This window comes from Virgisporangium aliadipatigenens, assembly GCF_016863615.1.
Lineage (GTDB): Bacteria > Actinomycetota > Actinomycetes > Mycobacteriales > Micromonosporaceae > Virgisporangium > Virgisporangium aliadipatigenens.
Window position 1 is genome coordinate 224,331 of the sequence record NZ_BOPF01000002.1, and the last position, 16,163, is coordinate 240,493.

20 protein-coding genes are annotated in these 16,163 nt (G+C 73.6%); 10 read left to right on the forward strand and 10 right to left on the reverse strand.

Annotation, left to right across the window (positions count from 1 at the left end; genetic code table 11):
- Positions 1-2: 2 nt before the first annotated feature.
- Positions 3-464: a MarR family winged helix-turn-helix transcriptional regulator gene (locus Val02_RS01600; protein WP_239151417.1), complete on the reverse strand. Its 462-nt coding sequence runs from the start codon at positions 462-464 to the stop codon at positions 3-5.
- Positions 465-472: 8 nt separating this feature from the next.
- Here Val02_RS01600 and Val02_RS01605 point away from each other — a divergent pair, with 8 nt between their 5' ends.
- A complete protein-coding gene (locus Val02_RS01605) occupies positions 473-1,168 on the forward strand; it encodes a TOPRIM nucleotidyl transferase/hydrolase domain-containing protein (protein WP_239151419.1) in 696 nt (231 codons plus the stop codon).
- Here the strand turns inward: Val02_RS01605 and Val02_RS01610 are convergent.
- Entirely contained in the window at positions 1,161-1,874 is a 714-nt protein-coding gene (locus Val02_RS01610; protein WP_203897018.1) for an ABC transporter permease, read from the reverse strand. The two genes, Val02_RS01605 and Val02_RS01610, sit on opposite strands and share 8 nt — an antisense overlap.
- A gap of 10 nt (positions 1,875-1,884) precedes the next feature.
- Positions 1,885-2,532 (reverse strand): ABC transporter ATP-binding protein, encoded by a 648-nt coding sequence (locus Val02_RS01615; protein WP_239151435.1) that lies wholly within the window; start codon positions 2,530-2,532, stop codon positions 1,885-1,887.
- 186 nt (positions 2,533-2,718) lie between these two features.
- Between Val02_RS01615 and Val02_RS01620 the strand changes: the two genes are divergently transcribed.
- Genes Val02_RS01620 through Val02_RS01630 form a run of 3 tightly spaced genes read left to right on the forward strand, consistent with a single transcriptional unit; the run spans position 2,719 to position 4,837 of the window.
- Positions 2,719-3,885 (forward strand): sensor histidine kinase, encoded by a 1,167-nt coding sequence (locus Val02_RS01620; RefSeq protein WP_203897020.1) that lies wholly within the window; start codon positions 2,719-2,721, stop codon positions 3,883-3,885.
- Positions 3,882-4,571: a response regulator gene (locus Val02_RS01625; RefSeq protein WP_203897021.1), complete on the forward strand. Its 690-nt coding sequence runs from the start codon at positions 3,882-3,884 to the stop codon at positions 4,569-4,571. The genes Val02_RS01620 and Val02_RS01625 overlap by 4 nt, the downstream gene beginning before the upstream one ends.
- Before the next feature lie 32 nt (positions 4,572-4,603).
- A complete protein-coding gene (locus tag Val02_RS01630; protein WP_203897022.1) occupies positions 4,604-4,837 on the forward strand; it encodes a hypothetical protein in 234 nt (77 codons plus the stop codon).
- A gap of 138 nt (positions 4,838-4,975) precedes the next feature.
- Here Val02_RS01630 and Val02_RS01635 read toward each other — a convergent pair whose 3' ends face one another.
- Positions 4,976-5,350 carry a methyltransferase domain-containing protein gene (locus tag Val02_RS01635; RefSeq protein ID WP_203897023.1) on the reverse strand — a complete coding sequence of 125 codons (375 nt, stop codon included), beginning with the start codon at positions 5,348-5,350 and terminating at the stop codon, positions 4,976-4,978.
- Between the two features lie 137 nt (positions 5,351-5,487).
- Positions 5,488-6,165: an alpha/beta fold hydrolase gene (locus tag Val02_RS01640; RefSeq protein WP_203897024.1), complete on the reverse strand. Its 678-nt coding sequence runs from the start codon at positions 6,163-6,165 to the stop codon at positions 5,488-5,490.
- A gap of 71 nt (positions 6,166-6,236) precedes the next feature.
- Here Val02_RS01640 and Val02_RS01645 point away from each other — a divergent pair, with 71 nt between their 5' ends.
- Positions 6,237-7,178 carry a helix-turn-helix transcriptional regulator gene (locus tag Val02_RS01645; RefSeq protein WP_275415529.1) on the forward strand — a complete coding sequence of 314 codons (942 nt, stop codon included), beginning with the start codon at positions 6,237-6,239 and terminating at the stop codon, positions 7,176-7,178.
- Here Val02_RS01645 and Val02_RS01650 read toward each other — a convergent pair.
- On the reverse strand, positions 7,125-8,357 hold the full coding sequence (locus Val02_RS01650; protein WP_239151442.1) for an MFS transporter: 1,233 nt from the start codon (positions 8,355-8,357) through the stop codon (positions 7,125-7,127). The genes Val02_RS01645 and Val02_RS01650 overlap by 54 nt on opposite strands.
- Positions 8,358-8,469: 112 nt before the next feature.
- Here Val02_RS01650 and Val02_RS01655 point away from each other — a divergent pair, with 112 nt between their 5' ends.
- The gene (locus Val02_RS01655; RefSeq protein WP_203897025.1) at positions 8,470-9,414 is read left to right on the forward strand and encodes a LysR family transcriptional regulator; all 945 of its coding nucleotides are present in this window, start codon (positions 8,470-8,472) and stop codon (positions 9,412-9,414) included.
- On the opposite strand, the gene Val02_RS01660 is transcribed toward Val02_RS01655, so the two are convergent.
- From Val02_RS01660 to Val02_RS01670, 3 genes are all read right to left on the reverse strand, one after another.
- Complete coding sequence (locus Val02_RS01660; RefSeq protein WP_203897026.1) at positions 9,362-10,417, reverse strand: hypothetical protein; 1,056 nt, start codon at positions 10,415-10,417, stop codon at positions 9,362-9,364. The two genes, Val02_RS01655 and Val02_RS01660, sit on opposite strands and share 53 nt — an antisense overlap.
- Before the next feature lie 10 nt (positions 10,418-10,427).
- Complete coding sequence (mgrA, locus tag Val02_RS01665) at positions 10,428-11,474, reverse strand: L-glyceraldehyde 3-phosphate reductase (protein ID WP_203897027.1); 1,047 nt, start codon at positions 11,472-11,474, stop codon at positions 10,428-10,430.
- A gap of 86 nt (positions 11,475-11,560) precedes the next feature.
- Positions 11,561-12,436, reverse strand: a complete 876-nt coding sequence (locus tag Val02_RS01670; RefSeq protein WP_203897028.1) for a Rossmann-fold NAD(P)-binding domain-containing protein — start codon at positions 12,434-12,436, stop codon at positions 11,561-11,563.
- Between the two features lie 101 nt (positions 12,437-12,537).
- Between Val02_RS01670 and Val02_RS01675 the strand changes: the two genes are divergently transcribed.
- The 4 genes from Val02_RS01675 (at position 12,538) to Val02_RS01690 (ending at position 15,556) form a co-directional block, all read left to right on the forward strand.
- Positions 12,538-12,993: a MarR family winged helix-turn-helix transcriptional regulator gene (locus tag Val02_RS01675; RefSeq protein ID WP_203897029.1), complete on the forward strand. Its 456-nt coding sequence runs from the start codon at positions 12,538-12,540 to the stop codon at positions 12,991-12,993.
- Positions 12,993-13,253 carry a hypothetical protein gene (locus tag Val02_RS01680; RefSeq protein ID WP_203897030.1) on the forward strand — a complete coding sequence of 87 codons (261 nt, stop codon included), beginning with the start codon at positions 12,993-12,995 and terminating at the stop codon, positions 13,251-13,253. The genes Val02_RS01675 and Val02_RS01680 overlap by 1 nt, the downstream gene beginning before the upstream one ends.
- A 9-nt stretch (positions 13,254-13,262) precedes the next feature.
- On the forward strand, positions 13,263-14,462 hold the full coding sequence (locus Val02_RS01685; RefSeq protein ID WP_203897031.1) for a PucR family transcriptional regulator: 1,200 nt from the start codon (positions 13,263-13,265) through the stop codon (positions 14,460-14,462).
- Positions 14,463-14,584: 122 nt separating this feature from the next.
- Entirely contained in the window at positions 14,585-15,556 is a 972-nt protein-coding gene (locus Val02_RS01690) for a TerC family protein (protein ID WP_203897032.1), read from the forward strand.
- A 47-nt stretch (positions 15,557-15,603) separates the two neighbouring features.
- Here Val02_RS01690 and Val02_RS01695 read toward each other — a convergent pair whose 3' ends face one another.
- Positions 15,604-16,104: a hypothetical protein gene (locus Val02_RS01695; protein ID WP_203897033.1), complete on the reverse strand. Its 501-nt coding sequence runs from the start codon at positions 16,102-16,104 to the stop codon at positions 15,604-15,606.
- Between the last annotated feature and the right edge of the window lie 59 nt (positions 16,105-16,163).

Consider the following 16,163-nt stretch of genomic DNA (forward strand, 5'->3'; position numbering starts at 1 on the left):
GATCAATCTAACTCGGCCAGCACCGCTCTCGCGATCTCATCGACGGCCTTCACCTGACGCGGGTCGAGCCGGTCGAAGAAGAGCCGCCGCACGGTTTCCACGTGGCCCGGCGCGGCGTCGGTGATGGCCGCCCGGCCGGCCTCCGTCAACACGACGAACGCCCCCCGGCCGTCGTCGTCGCACGGCTCCCGCCCGATGAGTCCGCGGCGTTCCATCCGGTTGAGATGATGCGACAGCCGGCTCTGCTCCCACATGAGCGCCCGCTGCAACTCGAACGGCCGCAGCCGCCCCGTCGACGCGTCCGTCAGCGCCACGAGGACGTCGTAGTCCGGCAGCGAGAGGCCGGAGTCCTGCTGCAACTGGCGGTGCAGTGCGGCGGTGATGCGGCCCTGCATGCGCAGGTAGGCGCGCCAGGCGCGCTGTTCGTCGTCGGTGAGCCAGTCGGTGCCCATGTGCTCAACCATGACACATCATGCACCTCGCATATTCGCTGGCCGCCCGGCACCCGCGGCCGTTGAATGGGGGCGTGGACTACGCCCACCTGTTGGACGGCTACGCGCACGGCCCCACCGCCGGGCCGGAGGCCACCGCGCGGGCGCTCGAGAAAGCCGCCGGCGCCGCGAGCATCGTGCTCGTCGAGGGGGTCAGCGACCAGATCGCGCTCGAGACCCTCGCCCGGCGCCGCGGGTACGACCTCGCCGCGCGGCAGGTCGTGATCGTCCCGACCGGCGGGGCGCACGGGACGCGGCGGTATCTGGAGCGGTTCGTGCCGAGCGGGGTGCGGCTCAGCGGCCTCTGCGACGTCGGCGAGGAGCCCGTGATCCGGCGCGCGCTCGCCTCGTCGGGCCTCGGTGCGCCCACGTCCCGCGCCGAGCTGGAACGCCTCGGCTTCCACGTGTGCGACGTCGACCTCGAGGACGAGCTGATCCGTGCGGTCGGCGTGCCGGGCGTCGAGGCGCTGCTGGCCGAGCACGGGGAACTGCAGGCGTTCCGGACGATGCGCGGCCAGGCGGCGTGGCGCGGCCGGAGCCTCGACGCCCAGATCCGGCGGTTCCTCGTCATCCGCGCCCGCCGCAAGCTCGCCTACGCGCGGCTCCTCGTCGAGGCCGTCGACCCGTCCCGGGTCCCACGACCGCTCGACGGGGTCCTGGCCGCCGCGTTCAGGTGATGTCCCGGCGCGGGGTGATCAGCAGCGCGGCCGTCACGAGCAGCGCCGTGTAGCCGGCCAGCACGAGCCCGCCCGCGGTCTGCGACAGCCCGCCGCCCGCGGGCAGGTCGCCGAGCGCGGCACCCGCCGAGAACGGCAGCCAGCGCGCCAGGTCCGTGCCGAGCACCTGCCCCACGACACCCTCCACGAGGGCCAGCCAGGCGAGCGCGCCGGTGACCGCCGCCGTCAGGTTGCCCACGAGGGCGCCCACAGCGACGCCGACGGCGGCGAACATGACGTTCCACAGGATCCCGCCGACGAGGGTCTGCCAGAGCGCACGGTCGGACCAGTCCGCGGACGAACCCGAGATCGACACCGCGACAGCGCTGGTGGCGAGCGCCGTGACGGCCCCGATCAGCCCGAACGCGGCACCGGCCCCGACGTGCACCCCGAGCTTCGCGGCGAGGACCCGGCCCCGGCGCGGCTGCCCCAGATACGTGTCGCCGACCGTGCGGTGCCGGTGCTCACCGGCGACCGCCATGATGCCCAGCACCAGCGCGAACAGCGCCGTCAACCCCAGGTGCGCCGCCCCGGAACGCACCGCCTCCGGCCCCCGCGCGTCGCGCAGGAACGGCCCCGTCGCGCCGAGCACGATGACGACCTGGGCGGCGGCCAGCAGGGCCCACGGCGTGCGGACCGTCGACAGCTTGAGAACTTCCGTGCGCACTCTCGTCTCCTCAGATGCTCGTCAACCGCAGGAACGCCGCCTCCAACGACCCGTCCAGCCCACTCAGCGGCCCCTCGTACGCGAGCCGCCCCTCGTGCAGGACCACGAGGTGCTCGACGGTCTGCGCCACCTCCGCCAGAACGTGGCTGGAGTACACGACCGTGCGCCCCTCCGCCGCGAGGCCCCGCAGCAGGCCGCGCAGCCAGGCCGTGCCGGCCGGGTCGAGGCCGTTGGCCGGCTCGTCGAGCACCAGCACCTCCGGGTCGCCGAGCAGCGCCGCCGCCAGGCCCAGCCGCTGCCGCATCCCCAGGGAGTAGCCGCGCACCCGGCGGTCCGCGGCGGCGGTGAGGCCGACCCGTTCGAGCACGTCGTCGACGCGGTGCTCGGCAAACGCCGCCGAACGCGCCACGATCCGCAGGTGGTTGCGCGCGGTGCGGCCCGGGTGGAAGCCGGTCGTCTCCAGCACGGCGCCGACGGTCGTTCGCGGTCGGGGGAGGTCCCGGTACCGGCTGCCGTTGACCAGCGCCTCGCCGGCGCTCGGCCGCACCAGGCCGAGCACCATGCGCAGGGTGGTGGACTTGCCGGCGCCGTTCGGGCCGAGAAACCCGGTGACCCGGCCCGCCGGCACGTCGAACGTCAGCCCGTCGACCGCTGTCACGGCACCGAACCGTTTCGTGAGGCCGCGTACGGCTATCCCGGTTGCACTCATGCCCGCAACGATCTCGGTGGCAGCGGTGCGGTGTCGTCGCGCGGCCGCGTCATCTTTGGCGTACCGCGGCCGCGGTATGTGCCGTACCGCCGCGGCGTGACGTGCCAGGGCGGGACGCGGTCGTACGGTGTGCGCATGCGCCTTCTTCCGCGACCCGTCGTCTGGGTGGACGCCGCCGTCGCGCTCACCGCGGTCGCCGTGACGCTGGTGACGACCGGTGCCGCTCCCGCCGGCGGGCGCCTCGACGCGTACGCCTGGCTCGTCGCCGGCGTCGCGGGCGGGGTGCTGGTGCTGCGCCGGCGGTGCCCGTTCGCGACGCTGCTCATCGCCACCCTCGCCGCCGAGGCCTATCTCCTGCACCAGTGGCAGTGGGGCCAGCGCGGCTCGATGGTGCTGAGCGCGCCGCTGGTCGCGCTGTACACCTACGCCGAGGCGTCCACGCGGCGGTTCGCGCTGCTGGTCGGCGGCGCCGTCGTCCTGGGCATCGGCGTGATGCACGTCTTCGTCAAGCCCGGCATGTGGATCGGCACCGACAACCTGGCCCTCGCCGCGCTCGGCGCACTCGCGGTCGCCGCCGGAACGGCCGCCCGGCACCGCCGCGCCTACCTCGCCGAGGCCCAGGCGCGGGCGATCCAGGCCGAGAACGACCGGGAGGCGGAGGCGCTGCGCCGGGTCACCGACGAACGGCTGCGCATCGCCCGCGACCTGCACGACGCGCTGGGGCACCACCTGGCGCTGATCCACGTGCAGGCCCGGGTGGCCACGCACACGCTCGACAGCGCCGAGAGCCCGGCCGCGCAGGCCCTCGGGCACATCTCCGCGGCGAGCAAGGCCGCGCTGATCGAACTCGGCGACACGATCGGCCTGCTGCGCCAGCCCGGCGACCCGGCCGCCCCGACGGATCCGGTCGGCGGCCTCGACCGCCTCGGCGACCTGACGGACGCGTTCCGTCGCTCCGGTCTGGACGTCTCGGTGGAGGTCGCCGGTGAGGCCCGCCCGGTCTCCGGCCCGACCGACCTCACGGCCTACCGGGTGGTCCAGGAGTCGCTGACGAACGTCTGCAAGCACGCCGGCCCCACCACGGTCACGATCGGCCTGACGTACCGGCCGGAGGCGCTGGAGATCACGGTCGACAACCGCGCCACGGGGCATCCCGGGGTGGCCGGTGCCGGACACGGGCTGACCGGCATGCGCGAACGCGTCACCGCCCTCGGCGGCGCCTTCCAGGCCGGGCCGGCGCCCGGCGGCCGCTACCGCGTGCGGGCCCGTTTGCCGCTGGGAACGGCCGGGGCCGCCGCGTGATCCGGGTCGTGCTCGCCGACGATCAGCCGCTGGTGCGCAGCGGCTTCGCCCTGTTCGTCAACGCCGCCGCGGACATGACGGTCGTCGGCGAGGCGTCGACCGGCCACCAGGCGGTCGAACTGGCCCGCACCGCCCGCGCCGACGTGGTCGTGATGGACATCCGCATGCCCTCGCTGGACGGCATCGCCGCCACCCGGATGCTCGTCGCCGAGTCGCCCTCGGCGCGGGTGCTCGTGCTGACCACGTTCGAGATCGACGAGTACGTCTTCCAGGCGCTGCGGGCCGGGGCGAGCGGGTTCCTCGGCAAGAGCGCCGAGCCGGGCGAACTCCTCGACGCCATCCGGCTGGTGCACCGCGGCGAACAGCTGCTGTCGCCGGCCGCGACCCGGGCGCTGATCGCGCGGTTCCTCCGGACACCCGACGGCGTGCCGACCGGGAGCCTGGACGCGCTCACCGAACGGGAACGCGAGGTCGTCGCGCTGGTCGCCGCGGGACTGTCCAATGAGGACATCGCCCGGCAGCTCGTGGTCAGCCCGCACACCGCGAAGACGCACGTCAACCGCGCGATGGCGAAGACCGGTGCCCGGGACCGGGCGCAGTTGGTGATCGCGGCCTACCGCGCGGGACTGGTTCACCCGCACCCGGGAGCGATCCGGGAGGTCGACAGCGGCGAATACCCTCCATGAGGTTCGACCGGTCTCACGGGGGAGAGATTGCGATGCGGAAGTTCGTTCTGCTGGCGTTCCTGGCCGCCACGCTCGTCACGGCAGCCGGCTGCAACGATGACGACGACTGCAAGTCGGAGTCGGCGCCCGCGTTCGTGATGGCGAAGCCCGGCGGGGGGAGCGGCGGCGGTGGCAGCGGCAGCCGCGGCGGCGGCAAGTCGGGCAAGCGCGGCGGCAGCGGCGGCAGCGGCGTGACCAACCGGACGCAGTGCGACGACGACGACTGAGCCCGGTCAGGACTCCGCCGTGCAGGGCGCGCCGTAGATGGGTGAACGCCGCCGGCACCGGGTCCGCGCCGGTGAAACCGAACGTGGTGAAGATCGGCGCGGCGAAGCCCGAGGCCCGCGTTGCGGCCGGGGGAGCGGTCAGGGCGCCGTCGCGGAGCCGCGCACGTGCGGGGCGGCCGGCCCGGGCGGCCCCGCCGGCGGGAAGCGGAAGCGCTCCACCTCGTCCACCACGAAGCCGGCCGGCACGCTGCACAGCACCAGCGCGCAGACCGCGGCGTCGAACGACGCGTCCGGGAACGGCAGCGCCTCGGCCGTCCCGGCGAGCACCCGAACCGGCACCGGCGCCGCACGGGCGGCAACGACGCCGGCGGCCCGCAGGCGCGGCTCCGGTTCGACGGCGAGCACCTCGGTCACCGACCCCGGATAGTGCGCCGCGGCGGCACCCGCGCGGTCCATCGACACGCTGACGCGCTGGTACACGCGGGCGAACACCGGATGCGACACCGGGGCCATGAGCGCCATCCTCACCGAGCGCCGCCGGCCGCACAACGCACCGCCGCGGCCGATCTTGCAGTTGTGGCGAGGACACCGCGGGGCGAAGTGGGGCACGCCGGGCGCCATAACTGCAAGATCGCCGCAGCGCCGCCGCGCTACAGGGCGGCCAGGACGCGGGCCAGTTCCGCCGGCTTCGAGTACATCGGCCAGTGTCCCGAGTCGATGTCGACGTAGTCGACGTGCTTGGCGCGGGCCAGTTCGGGGACGTCGCCGGCCTCGATCCAGCCGCGCGCGTCCGCCGGCGAGAACTCCGGGCAGACCAGCGTGACGGGCACGTCGAAGCGCCGTTCGTCGGTCAGCCGCACGATCCCGCCGGTGACGCCCGCCGGCACGGGCAGCGCGGCGGCCTCGATGCGGGCCCGCGCCGACGCGTCGAGGTCGGCGGAGTCCGGCCCCTCGAACGGTTCCCAGCCGGGGAAGCGCACCGCCCCGTCGACCGGCTCGAAGTAGTCGAAGTAGGCCTTGCCGTCGCCGTTCGGGAAGCCGCCGATCAGGGCCACCCGGGCGACGCCGTCCGGACGGGCGTCGGCGGCCAGCCACGCGAGCGTGCAGGCGGCGGAGTGGCCCACGACCAGCGGGCGTTCGGGCGACGCGTCGACGGCCGCCACGATCGCGGCCACCTGGTCGTCGAGGGTCGCCGTCGCGGCGCCGTCGCCCTGGCCGGGCAGGGTGAGCGGGACGGGACGGTGGCCGAGCGCCGCCAGTTCGGGCACGACGGCGTCCCACGCCGCGCCGTCGAGCCACATGCCGGCGATCAACAGAATGTCGGTCATGGGCCTCAGGCTATGCGTAGACCCGGACGTTCTGCTTCCGGTTCGTACCGATGATCGCCTAACCTGCCGGTGTGCCCGCCGACCTCAGCCCGACCGCCCGCGCGCTGCGCGCCATGGAGTTCCTCCGGAACCGTCCGGGCGCGACGGCGGGCGAGCTGGCCGCGAGCCTCGGGGTGACCGAACGCGCGGCCCGTCGTTACGTGGGAATCCTGCGCGAGGCGGGGATCCCGGTCGAGTCGGTCCGCGGGCCGTACGGCGGTTACCGGCTCGGGCGGGGCGCCCGGCTGCCCCCGGTCGTCTTCACCGAACCGGAGGCGTTGGGCCTGGTCATGGCCGTCCTCGACGCCGGTGGCCGGGACGAGCTGATCGGCACCGCGCTCGACAAGGTGATCCAGGCCCTGCCGGAACGCATCGCCCGGCAGGCCGCCGCCCTGCGCGCGCACGCGGCCGCGGCACCCGACCGGCGCGCGGCCCGGGTCGAGCCGGAGACGGTCAGCGCCCTGGTGGCGGCGGTCGCCGGCCGGCGCTGCGTCGCGCTGACCTACCGCAGCGAGGCCGGCCGGGAGTGGGAGGCCGAGGTGGAGCCGTGGGCGGTCGTCGTCCGCTTCGGCCGGTGGTACCTGCTGTGCCGATCGCTCCGGGCGCAGGCGGTGCGCACGTACCGCATCGACCGGATCCGCGACGTGCGGCGGGTGGAGCGGGCGTTCGCGCCGCCGGACGGGCTCGAGCCGGTGGCCGCGCTCGAGGAGAACCTCGCCCTGGGCTGGGAGTATCCGACGCGGGTCGTCTTCGACGCGCCGATCGAGCGGGTCGCGCCCTGGGTCTCCGCGCCGATGGGGCGCCTCGAGGCGCTGGACGGGGGCTGCGTGCTCGTCGGCAGCACGAGCAACCCGTCGATGTACGCGCAGGAGTGGCTTCCCGCGGTGCCGTACCCGTTCCGGATCGAGGGCGGCCCCGAGCTACGCGCGGCGATGGCGGATCTGGTCGAACGTCTTACCGCCTCGATCGCGTAGCACTTCGGTGCGCAGCAGCGGCGGGCTCACGAGGATGAGCAGCCCCGCCGCGGCGATGGCCGTTCGCGCGCCGACGGCCTCGGCGAGCAGGCCGCCGAGCGCGCTGAGCAGGGCGACGGCCGCGCCGCTGCCGATCGACCAGGCGGTCAGCGTGCGGGCGACGCGATCCTCGGGGATGTGTTCGAGCCGGTAGGTCGCGAGGACCGGGTTGAACAGGCTCATGCTGACGACGACGGCGAGTTCGACCGCGATCACCGTCGCGAGGCCGAGCGGACCGGGGCGGACCAGCGCGAGGCCGATCAGCCAGACCGCCCGCAGGGTGCCGGCGGCGCGCAGGACCCGGTGGCGGCCGTAGCGGCGCACGGCGCGCGGGGCCAGCCGGGAGCCGAACAGCCCGCCGACGCACGGAACGGCGAACGCGAGGCCGTACTGCCAGGGCGCGAAGCCGAGTTCGCCCAGCAGCAGCACGGCCAGCAGCGGCTCGGTGGCCATGATGAGCCCGGCGACGAGCAGCTGGTTGAGGTAGAGCGCGCGCAGGCCGGGGTGGCCCAGGATGTGCCGCCAGCCGTCGAGGAGTTCGCCGGCCCGCGGCCGGTTCGCGGGCCCGCGCGGCGCCTCCTCCCGCCCGCCGATCGCCGTGATGCCCAGGGCGGAGAGCAGGTAGCTGCACGCGTCGAGCAGCACCGTGGCCACCGGCCCGAACATGCCGACCGCCGCGCCGCCCAGCGGTGGCCCGACCGCGATCGCGCTCCAGTTCGTCGACTCGAACCGGGCGTTGGCCGCCAGCAGGTCGTCCCGGCGCACGATCGAACGGAGGTAGGCGCCGCCGGCCGCGCCGAACGTGATCTTCGCGCCGGCGACCACGGCCGACACGACCAGCAGCTGGGCGAACCCGAGCCGCCCGAGCGCGTACGCGGCGGGGATCGTCAGCAGGACCGCGGCCCTGATCAGGTCCGTCGCGATCAGCACGGGCCGCTTGCGGCGCCGGTCGACCCACGGCCCGAGCGGCAGGGCGATCAACGCGCCGACCGCCGGCCCGACAGCGGCCAGCGCGGACACCTGAACCGGACCGGCGTGCAGCGCCACGACGGCGATCAGCGGCAGCGCGCCGAACCCCAGCCCGGAGCCGTACGCGCTGACCGCGTAAGCCGCCCACAGCCACCTGAACCGACGCCCCACCGGCACACCCCGTTCCGTTGTCGAACGGGATCGAAACAGGCTGTGCCGCAAGGGTTCAAACAACCGGAGCACGGGCGAGTCACAACCGTCGGTTGTCGCGTAGGGTGCGCCGGTGGATCTCGACGCGGTTCGCACCTTCGTCGCCGTCGCGGCGGCCGGGCAGTTCCAGGACGCCGCCGCCGCGCTGTCGATCACGCAGCAGGCGGTGTCCAAGCGCATCGCCGCGCTGGAGCGGGATCTGGAGGTGCGGCTGTTCCACCGCACGGCGCGCGGGGCCCGGCTCACGGTCGACGGGCAGGCGTTCCTGCCGCACGCCCGCGAACTGCTGCGCGTGGCGGCCCGCGCCGACGCCTCGGTGCGCCCCGGCCGGCGCGCGCTGCGGGTCGACGTGCACAGCCGACGCACGGCAGCGGGGGTGCTGCTGCAGGAGTTCCACCGCACGCACCCGCGCATCGAACTGGACGTGGTGACGCTGCTCGACGCCGACGTGCACGCGGCGACGGCCGCCGTCGAGGCGGGCACGATCGACGCCACGTTCCACGCCGTCCCGCTGCCCGAGCGCCGGCTGCCGGCCGGGATCAGAGCCGCCCGGGTGATCGACGAACGCCACGAGATCCTCGTCGGGCCACGCCATCCGCTCGCCGAACGGCGCGCCGTGACGCCGGCGCAGCTGGCCGAGCACCGCATCTGGATGCCCGGCATGGCGGCCGGGACGGAGTGGGCCGACTACTACGACGAACTCGCCGACGCGTTCGGCCTCACCATCGACCTCGTCGGCCCGGTCTTCGGCAACGAGGCGCTGCTGGCCGAGATCGCCGAGTCCGCCGAGCTGGCCACCCTGGTCGGCGAACGCTCCCGGTACCTCTGGCCGGACAGCTACGACCTGCGGCGCATACCGGTGCGCGACCCGGCGCCGGTCTACCCGATGTCACTGATCTGGCGCGCCGACAACCGGCACCCCGGGCTCGGTGCCCTGCGCACCCATCTCAAGGCCGCCCGGGAGGTCACGCCCGCGGCGAAGGTATGGCTGCCGAGGTGGACACACCGGTCGGCGTGAGCCGGCGCAGTTCGTCCCGCCAGCGGCGCAACTCCTCGGCCCCGGCGGCGTCGGGCGCCCCGTCGGCGGCCAGCCGCAGCAGGGCGCGCGTCATCCGGGCGCGGCGCGCGTCGTCCGGCGCGGTGTCCCGCCACCCCCGCGGAAGGGCACCGGCCTCGGCGCGGGTCATCGGCAGCGCGGCCAGGCAGGCGGCGGAGATCTCGCCCGGTGGCACCGTGTCGTCCTGGGCCCGGTGGTAGGTCCACTCCTCGGGCCGGAACACGCCGGCCTCGCGGGCGCGTTCCAGGAACCACGTGTGCAGCGCCGACCACTCGTCCCGGCGGGCCGGCTGGTCCTGCTTGAGCACCCGCAGCGCGTGGAACACCCCGGCGTACCCGTGCGCCGTGAGCCGCCGCTCGGCCAGCCAGTCCGCCCGGGCGTCGGGGCCGGCCCGGCCGAGGGCGCGCATCGCGTTGCGGACGACGCCCCGCCGGTCGGCGTCCGGGCGCGGCACCACCACCGGATGGACGTGAACGGTGTGCAGCCGGCCGGGCGGGACGCGCGGGTGGTCGCCGGTGGTCACCGACGCCGACACGTTCGACGCGGTGACCGTGTACTCGCGCAGGCCCCCGATCTCGTCCGGACCGGGGACGCACCCGTAGCCGTGCCGCTCCAACTCGGCCGCGACGTCCGCCCACACGGGCGGCTCGTCCAGGAGGTGGGCACGGATCACGATGCCGTCGCACGCCCACGGCGCCCGCAGGTGTTCCCGCGACAGCCAGGCGGTGACCAGGTCCCAGTCCCGCGTCATCTGTCGCCCGTGGGCGAAGTAGCGCTGCTCGAAGGGGCGGCCCCCGGAGTCCACCTCGCCGGCCCCGGGGAGGAGGCGGTCCGGGTAGGCGAGGCGGGTCGCCAGATCCTCCGGGTCGGCCTCCATCGGGACGCCGTCGACGCGGCCGGTGGCGAGCGCCTCCAGGCACGCCTCGGTCACCTCGTCGACCGTCCAGGAAACGAACTCCGCCACCCCGTGGACCCTAGAGATTGCCCTGCCGCGAGTCCTCCCAGATATCGATGTCCGGCGTCCCGCCCTCGAGGATCCGGTCGATGGCGGCCAACTCGTCGTCGCCGAACCGGAGGTTGTCGAGCGTGGCGACGTTCTCCTCGAGCTGCTTGACGCTGCTCGCGCCGATCACCAGCGACGTCACCCGCTCGTCGCGCAGCCCCCAGGCGAGGGCCAGTTGCGCGAGGGACTGCCCGCGCCGGCGGGCCACCTCGTTGAGGCCGCGCACCTTCGCCAGCAGCGCGTCGTCGATGGAGTTCGGGTCGAGGGACTTGCCCTGGGTGGCGCGGGAGCCCTCCGGGATGCCGTCCACGTAACGGCTGGTGAGGACTCCCTGGGCCAGCGCACTGAACCCGATGACGCCGGCCCCGACCTCGGCCGTGGCGTCGAGCAGCCCTTCGGTCTCGATCCAGCGGTTGAGCATCGAGTACGAGGGCTGGTGGATCAGCAGCGGGGTGCCGAGCTCCTTCAGCAGCCCGGCCATCGTGCGGGTGCGCGCGGCGTCGTAGGAGGAGATGCCGACGTACAGCGCCCGGCCGGAGCGCACGGCGGTGTCGAGCGCCGACGCCGTCTCCTCCAGCGGGGTGCTCGGGTCGAACCGGTGCGAGTAGAAGATGTCGACGTAGTCGAGACTCATCCGCTTCAGGGACTGGTCGAGGCTGGCGAGCACGTACTTGCGGCTGCCGCCGCCCTGCCCGTAGGGCCCCGGCCACATGTCGTAACCGGCCTTGGTCGAGATGATCAGCTCGTCCCGGTACGGCCGGAGGTCCTCGCGCATCAGCCGCCCGAAGTTGATCTCGGCGGAGCCGTACGGCGGCCCGTAGTTGTTGGCCAGGTCGAGGTGCGTGATCCCGAGGTCGAACGCCCGCCGCGTGATCGCCCGCTGGATGTCGAACGGCCGGTCGTCGCCGAAGTTGTGCCAGTAGCCGAGCGACAGCAGCGGCAGGTCCAGTCCGGAACGGCCGGTCCGGCGGTAGCGCATCCCGCCGTCGTAACGATTCTCCGCGGCAACGTAGGTCATGCCACCACGCTATTACAGGATCTTGCCCCGGGGTCCACGCGAGGAGGGACGCCGGCCCGTACCGCACCGCCGCGACGGTATCCGCTTCACCCCTGGCGCACTGCCACCAGCTCCGCCGACGCCGCCATGAACGCCGCCACCCGCTCGGCGGTCAGGCCCGGCGACGCCAGGATCGCGCGCCCCCGGTTGTCGAACATCGCACCGCTGCGCCCGGTGAGGTCGGGGGAGACCAGCAGCGGCGCCACGCGTCGCGCGTAGGTGCCGGCGCTGATGCTCAGCGGGGAGATCGCCGCCTCCAGCAGCCGGTGCTTGAGACTGCCGTCGCCGAGCAGGTTGCCGCGGATGCCGGTCTTCACCCAGCCCGGGTTGAGCCCGAACGCGTCGACGTGTGGGTAGCGGCGCACCGCGTCCAGCACCAGCGCCTCGTTGGCGGCCACGGTGTTGAGGTGCACGGCCATCGCCTTGTACGAACGCTCGGCGTTGAGGTCGGCGGGGTCGCCGGCCTGGCCGCCGCCCGGGAAGCCCATCACGAAGGCGCGCGGCCGGGGGCTGCCGGCAGGGCGCCCGGTGCCGAGCCGGTCGGCGACGCCGCGCAGGATGACGAAGCGACTCAGGTAGCTGACCGCCAGGTCGCGTTCGAGTCCCTCGGCGGTCTCCTCGCGAACCGGTGCGGCCATGATCCCGCTGGTGAAGATCACCTGGTCGAGCGTCTCGGCGGGCAGTGCGGTGCCGACGCGGGCCGCCTCGCGCAGGAGTTCGAGGTCGGCGCGCAGGAACTCGATACCGGGCACGCCGGCGTCCCGAAACGTCCGCCCGACCACCAGGACGCGCGCGCCCCGGCCGGCGAGGGAGCGGCTGAGCGCCCGGCCGATGCCGCCCGTGCCGCCGACGACCGCCACGTTCAGCCCGGTCAGGTCGGCACGGGAGGCGGGCTGCCAGGTCAGAGTCCTGTCGCGCTTCATAGTTGAGTCACCCCATAGTTGAGTCAGTCACGTATCTGGTGGAGCGTAGGCGGAGATGCGTGAGTGAGTCAACTATTGAGTCGGTGTAGTAATGTGTGATCATGTCGAGCCGGAGCCCGAATCAGGAGGCGCGGTTCGCCGAGGCGAGCCGGCTGTCGCAGCTGCTGGTCGCCGTCGCGGAGGAGGCCCGGGCCGAGTTCACGTCGATCGTCTCCGGATACGGCCTGCCGGCCCATCTGGCCCGCGTGCTCGTCCTGCTCGCCGAGCCGGCACCCATGCGCGACCTCGCCGTTCAGCTGGCGTGCGACCGTTCCTACATCACCAGCCTCGCCGACCAGTTGGAGCGGCGCGGCCTGCTGACCCGGGTGCCCGGGGCGGACCGCCGGGTCAAGCTCCTGGCGCTGACCGACGAGGGCGTCGCGCTGCGCGACAAGATCTCCGGCGCCGTCGCCGAACGCAACCTCGTCATGCGCCGCCTCACCGACGAGGAACGCCGCACCCTCGGCCCGCTGCTCGAACGGCTGCGCGGCGACGGTTCCGCCGCCTGTGACTGCTGATGGACGACCTCGAGGTGCGGGTGACCAACGTCCCGCCCGACCGCACCGTGTGGAATCCGACCACCGAGCGGCTGACCGTGACCCGCACCGGGACCGACGAGTACCGCGTGGAGTGGTACATCGTCTGGAACGACGGCAGCACGATGGCCCACCGCGAGGTCGGGACGATGGACGCCGGGGCGGCGCGGGAGCGGATCGCGCGAGCCCTGCGCGACCCCTACGGCCGTGTGCTGGCACCGGGCGAGGACTGGCCCGGTTAGGGTTCGGCGGTGGGTGTCGATCGCGACCTGGAACGGGTGAGCCGCGCCGCCGCCCGGGACGCGGGCGGAATCGATCACCTGCTGCTGGGCGGGTTTCTTCCGGCGGTGATCGCGGCGACCGCCACCGGCCGGCGACTGCGCCGCACGGAGCTGGACGAGTGCGTGGCCACCGGGCGCCGGGCCGCCGGCCAGGGCATCGCGCTGCGCGCGCTCGTGGATCTGTACCTGTCGGCCGCCTGGCGACTGTGGCGCGACGTGCCGGACGTCGGCAGCGGCGACGCCGACCAGCTGCGGGCCGCCGCGCTGAGCGTGCTGCGGGCCGCCGACGACGGGGTGGCGGCGCTGGTCGAGGGCTACCAGCTGGCGATCGCCGATCTCAACCGACTGCACGAGTCGGCCAAGCGGGAGGTGCTCGACAGCCTGCTCACCGGCGGGCAGCAGGCGGTCGAGGCGGCCGGCCCCGCGGCTGACCTGGGCCTGGTGCTGTCCGGGCCGGTGTCGGTGCTCGTCGCCCGGATGGCGGAGGGTTTCGTGCACGCCAGCCGTGACGCATTGCCGGCGCGGGTCGAGCGAGCCCTCCAGGGCCGTTACGGCGACGCCCAGCCGCTCGTCCAGCTCCGCGGCGACGAGAGCGGCACCGAACTCGTCTGCGTCTTCGCCGCCCCCGACCCCGAGGCGGTCGAGCACGTGCGCACGGCGGTGGCGGCGGAGGTCGACGCCTACGTGGCCGGCAATCCGACCCGCCCGGCCGGCAAGGGCTGGCAGGGCGCCGTCAGCAGCCCGCGCACCGGTGCGGCGGCGGTGCGGGCCAGCTACGAGGAGGCGGACTACGCGCTCGACATCGCCGACCGGCTGCGCCTCGACGACCCCGTGGTCGACGCCGCCGACCTGGCGGTCTACCGCGTGCTGCTGCGGGACCGGCCGGCCGTGCACGACCTGATCAACAGCACCCTGACCCCGTTGCTGAACGCCCGCGGCGGCGCCGTCCAGCTGCTGGACACCCTGCACGCCTACTACGCGTCCGGCTGCGTCGCGACCGAGACCGCGGCCCGCCTGCACCTGTCCGTGCGCGCCGTCACCTACCGGCTCGCCCGCGTCGAGCAGCTCATCGGCCGGGACCCGGCCGATCCCGCGCACCGGTTCGCGCTGCAGGCCGCGGTGACCGCCGCGAAGCTCCTCGACTGGCCGGGGACCCCGCTCGAGGGCTGATGATCTTTGCCGGCCGTCGGCAAGGTTGCCCGGGTGTGCTCGTCCGGCGGCGCACCCGGCCTGACCAGCACTTTCACGGCGACCATGGGTGAGTCCCCTTTGACCCCTTCGTGGAGGTACCCATGCCCGACGTGCCCGCCTGGCTGTGGATCACGTTCGTGGCGAGCGTCGTCGTGATGCTCGCCGTCGACCTGCTCGCCCATCGCAAGGAGCACGTCATCGGCTTCCGCGAGGCGGCCCGATGGAGTGCCGTCTGGGTGGTGCTGTCGCTCATCTTCGCCGGCGTGGTCTGGTACGGCCTCGGCGCGAACGCCGCCGTCGAGTTCACCACGGCGTGGCTGCTGGAGAAGAGCCTGTCGGTCGACAACCTCTTCGTATTCGCGCTGATCTTCGGATACTTCGCCGTCCCGCGGGAGTACCAGCACCGCGCGCTCTTCTACGGCGTCATCGGCGCGCTGGTGTTCCGGGCGATCTTCATCGCGGCCGGCGTGGCGATCGTCAGCACGTTCACGGCGGTGCTGTTCGGCTTCGCGGCGGTGCTGCTGTGGAGCGCGTACAAGCTCATGAAGGACGACGACGACGAGTACGACCCGAGCACCAACGTCGCCGTGCGGCTGGTTCGCAAGATCGTGCCGGTGCAGGACGAGTACGTCGGCGCGAAGTTCCTGGTGAAGCAGGCGGGCAAGTGGGTCGCCACGCCGATGCTCGTGGTCGTGGTCGCCATCGAGGCCGCCGACCTGATCTTCGCGGTCGACAGTGTGCCGGCCGTGCTGGCCGTCAGCGACGACCCGTTCATCGTCTACTCCTCGAACGCCTTCGCCATCCTCGGCCTGCGGGCGCTGTACTTCCTGCTCGCCGGCATGCTGGAGAAGTTCCACTACCTGTCGAAGGGCCTGGCGATCATCCTGGGGTTCATCGGCGTGAAGCTGATCCTGCAGGCGTCGCACAAGGTGATCAGCGAGTCGGTGCCGGAGATCCCGTCGCTGGTCAGCCTCGCGGTGATCGTGGTGGTGCTGGCCGGCTCCGTGATCATGAGCCTGCGCAGGCCGCCCGCCGACAAGGAAGAAGAGCAACCAGCGGTCACCCACTCCTGAAGTTCACTCCACGCCGATCCGGTCACTTGTGGACCGGATCGGCGTGCTTAGTCCCGGTCGTAGGCTTCGAAGAAGTAGATCGTGCCGCTGCGCCCGTCGAGGACCATCGTGCGCGGGCCGAGGTGCTGGATGTCGATTTGCCAACCGTCGCTGCTCAGCCACTGCGGGTCAGGCGGCGCGTGCGCTCCCACGGCGGCGTTCATCAGGATGACCTCGGCGGGTTCCCAGGTGTAGTGGCGTCGGAGGCCCTCGGCGTCGGCCGGGTCGAGGAGGACGAAGCCCTCGGTGCCGAACTCGGTGCACCGTTCGTAGCGGACGTAGTGCAGCTCGCGCACGGTCAGGTCGTCCAGAGCCTCGCGCAGCGAATTCTGCAGCCCCTCGGGGTCGGTGCGGATCGCCGACGCCGAGTACGGCCGGCAGTCGGTCCCGAACCCGCCCGACAGCAGCAGCGGCAGCACGCTCATCAGGCAGACGATGCCGACCAGTCCGACCAGGATCAGCGCCAGGCCGAGGAGCGGCGGGGTGGGTTCGGGCTCGGTCGGGGGCATCGGGCCAGGCTAGATCAGGTGCGGCGGGCCGAGCCGTGCGCCGAACGGACTGTCTACGC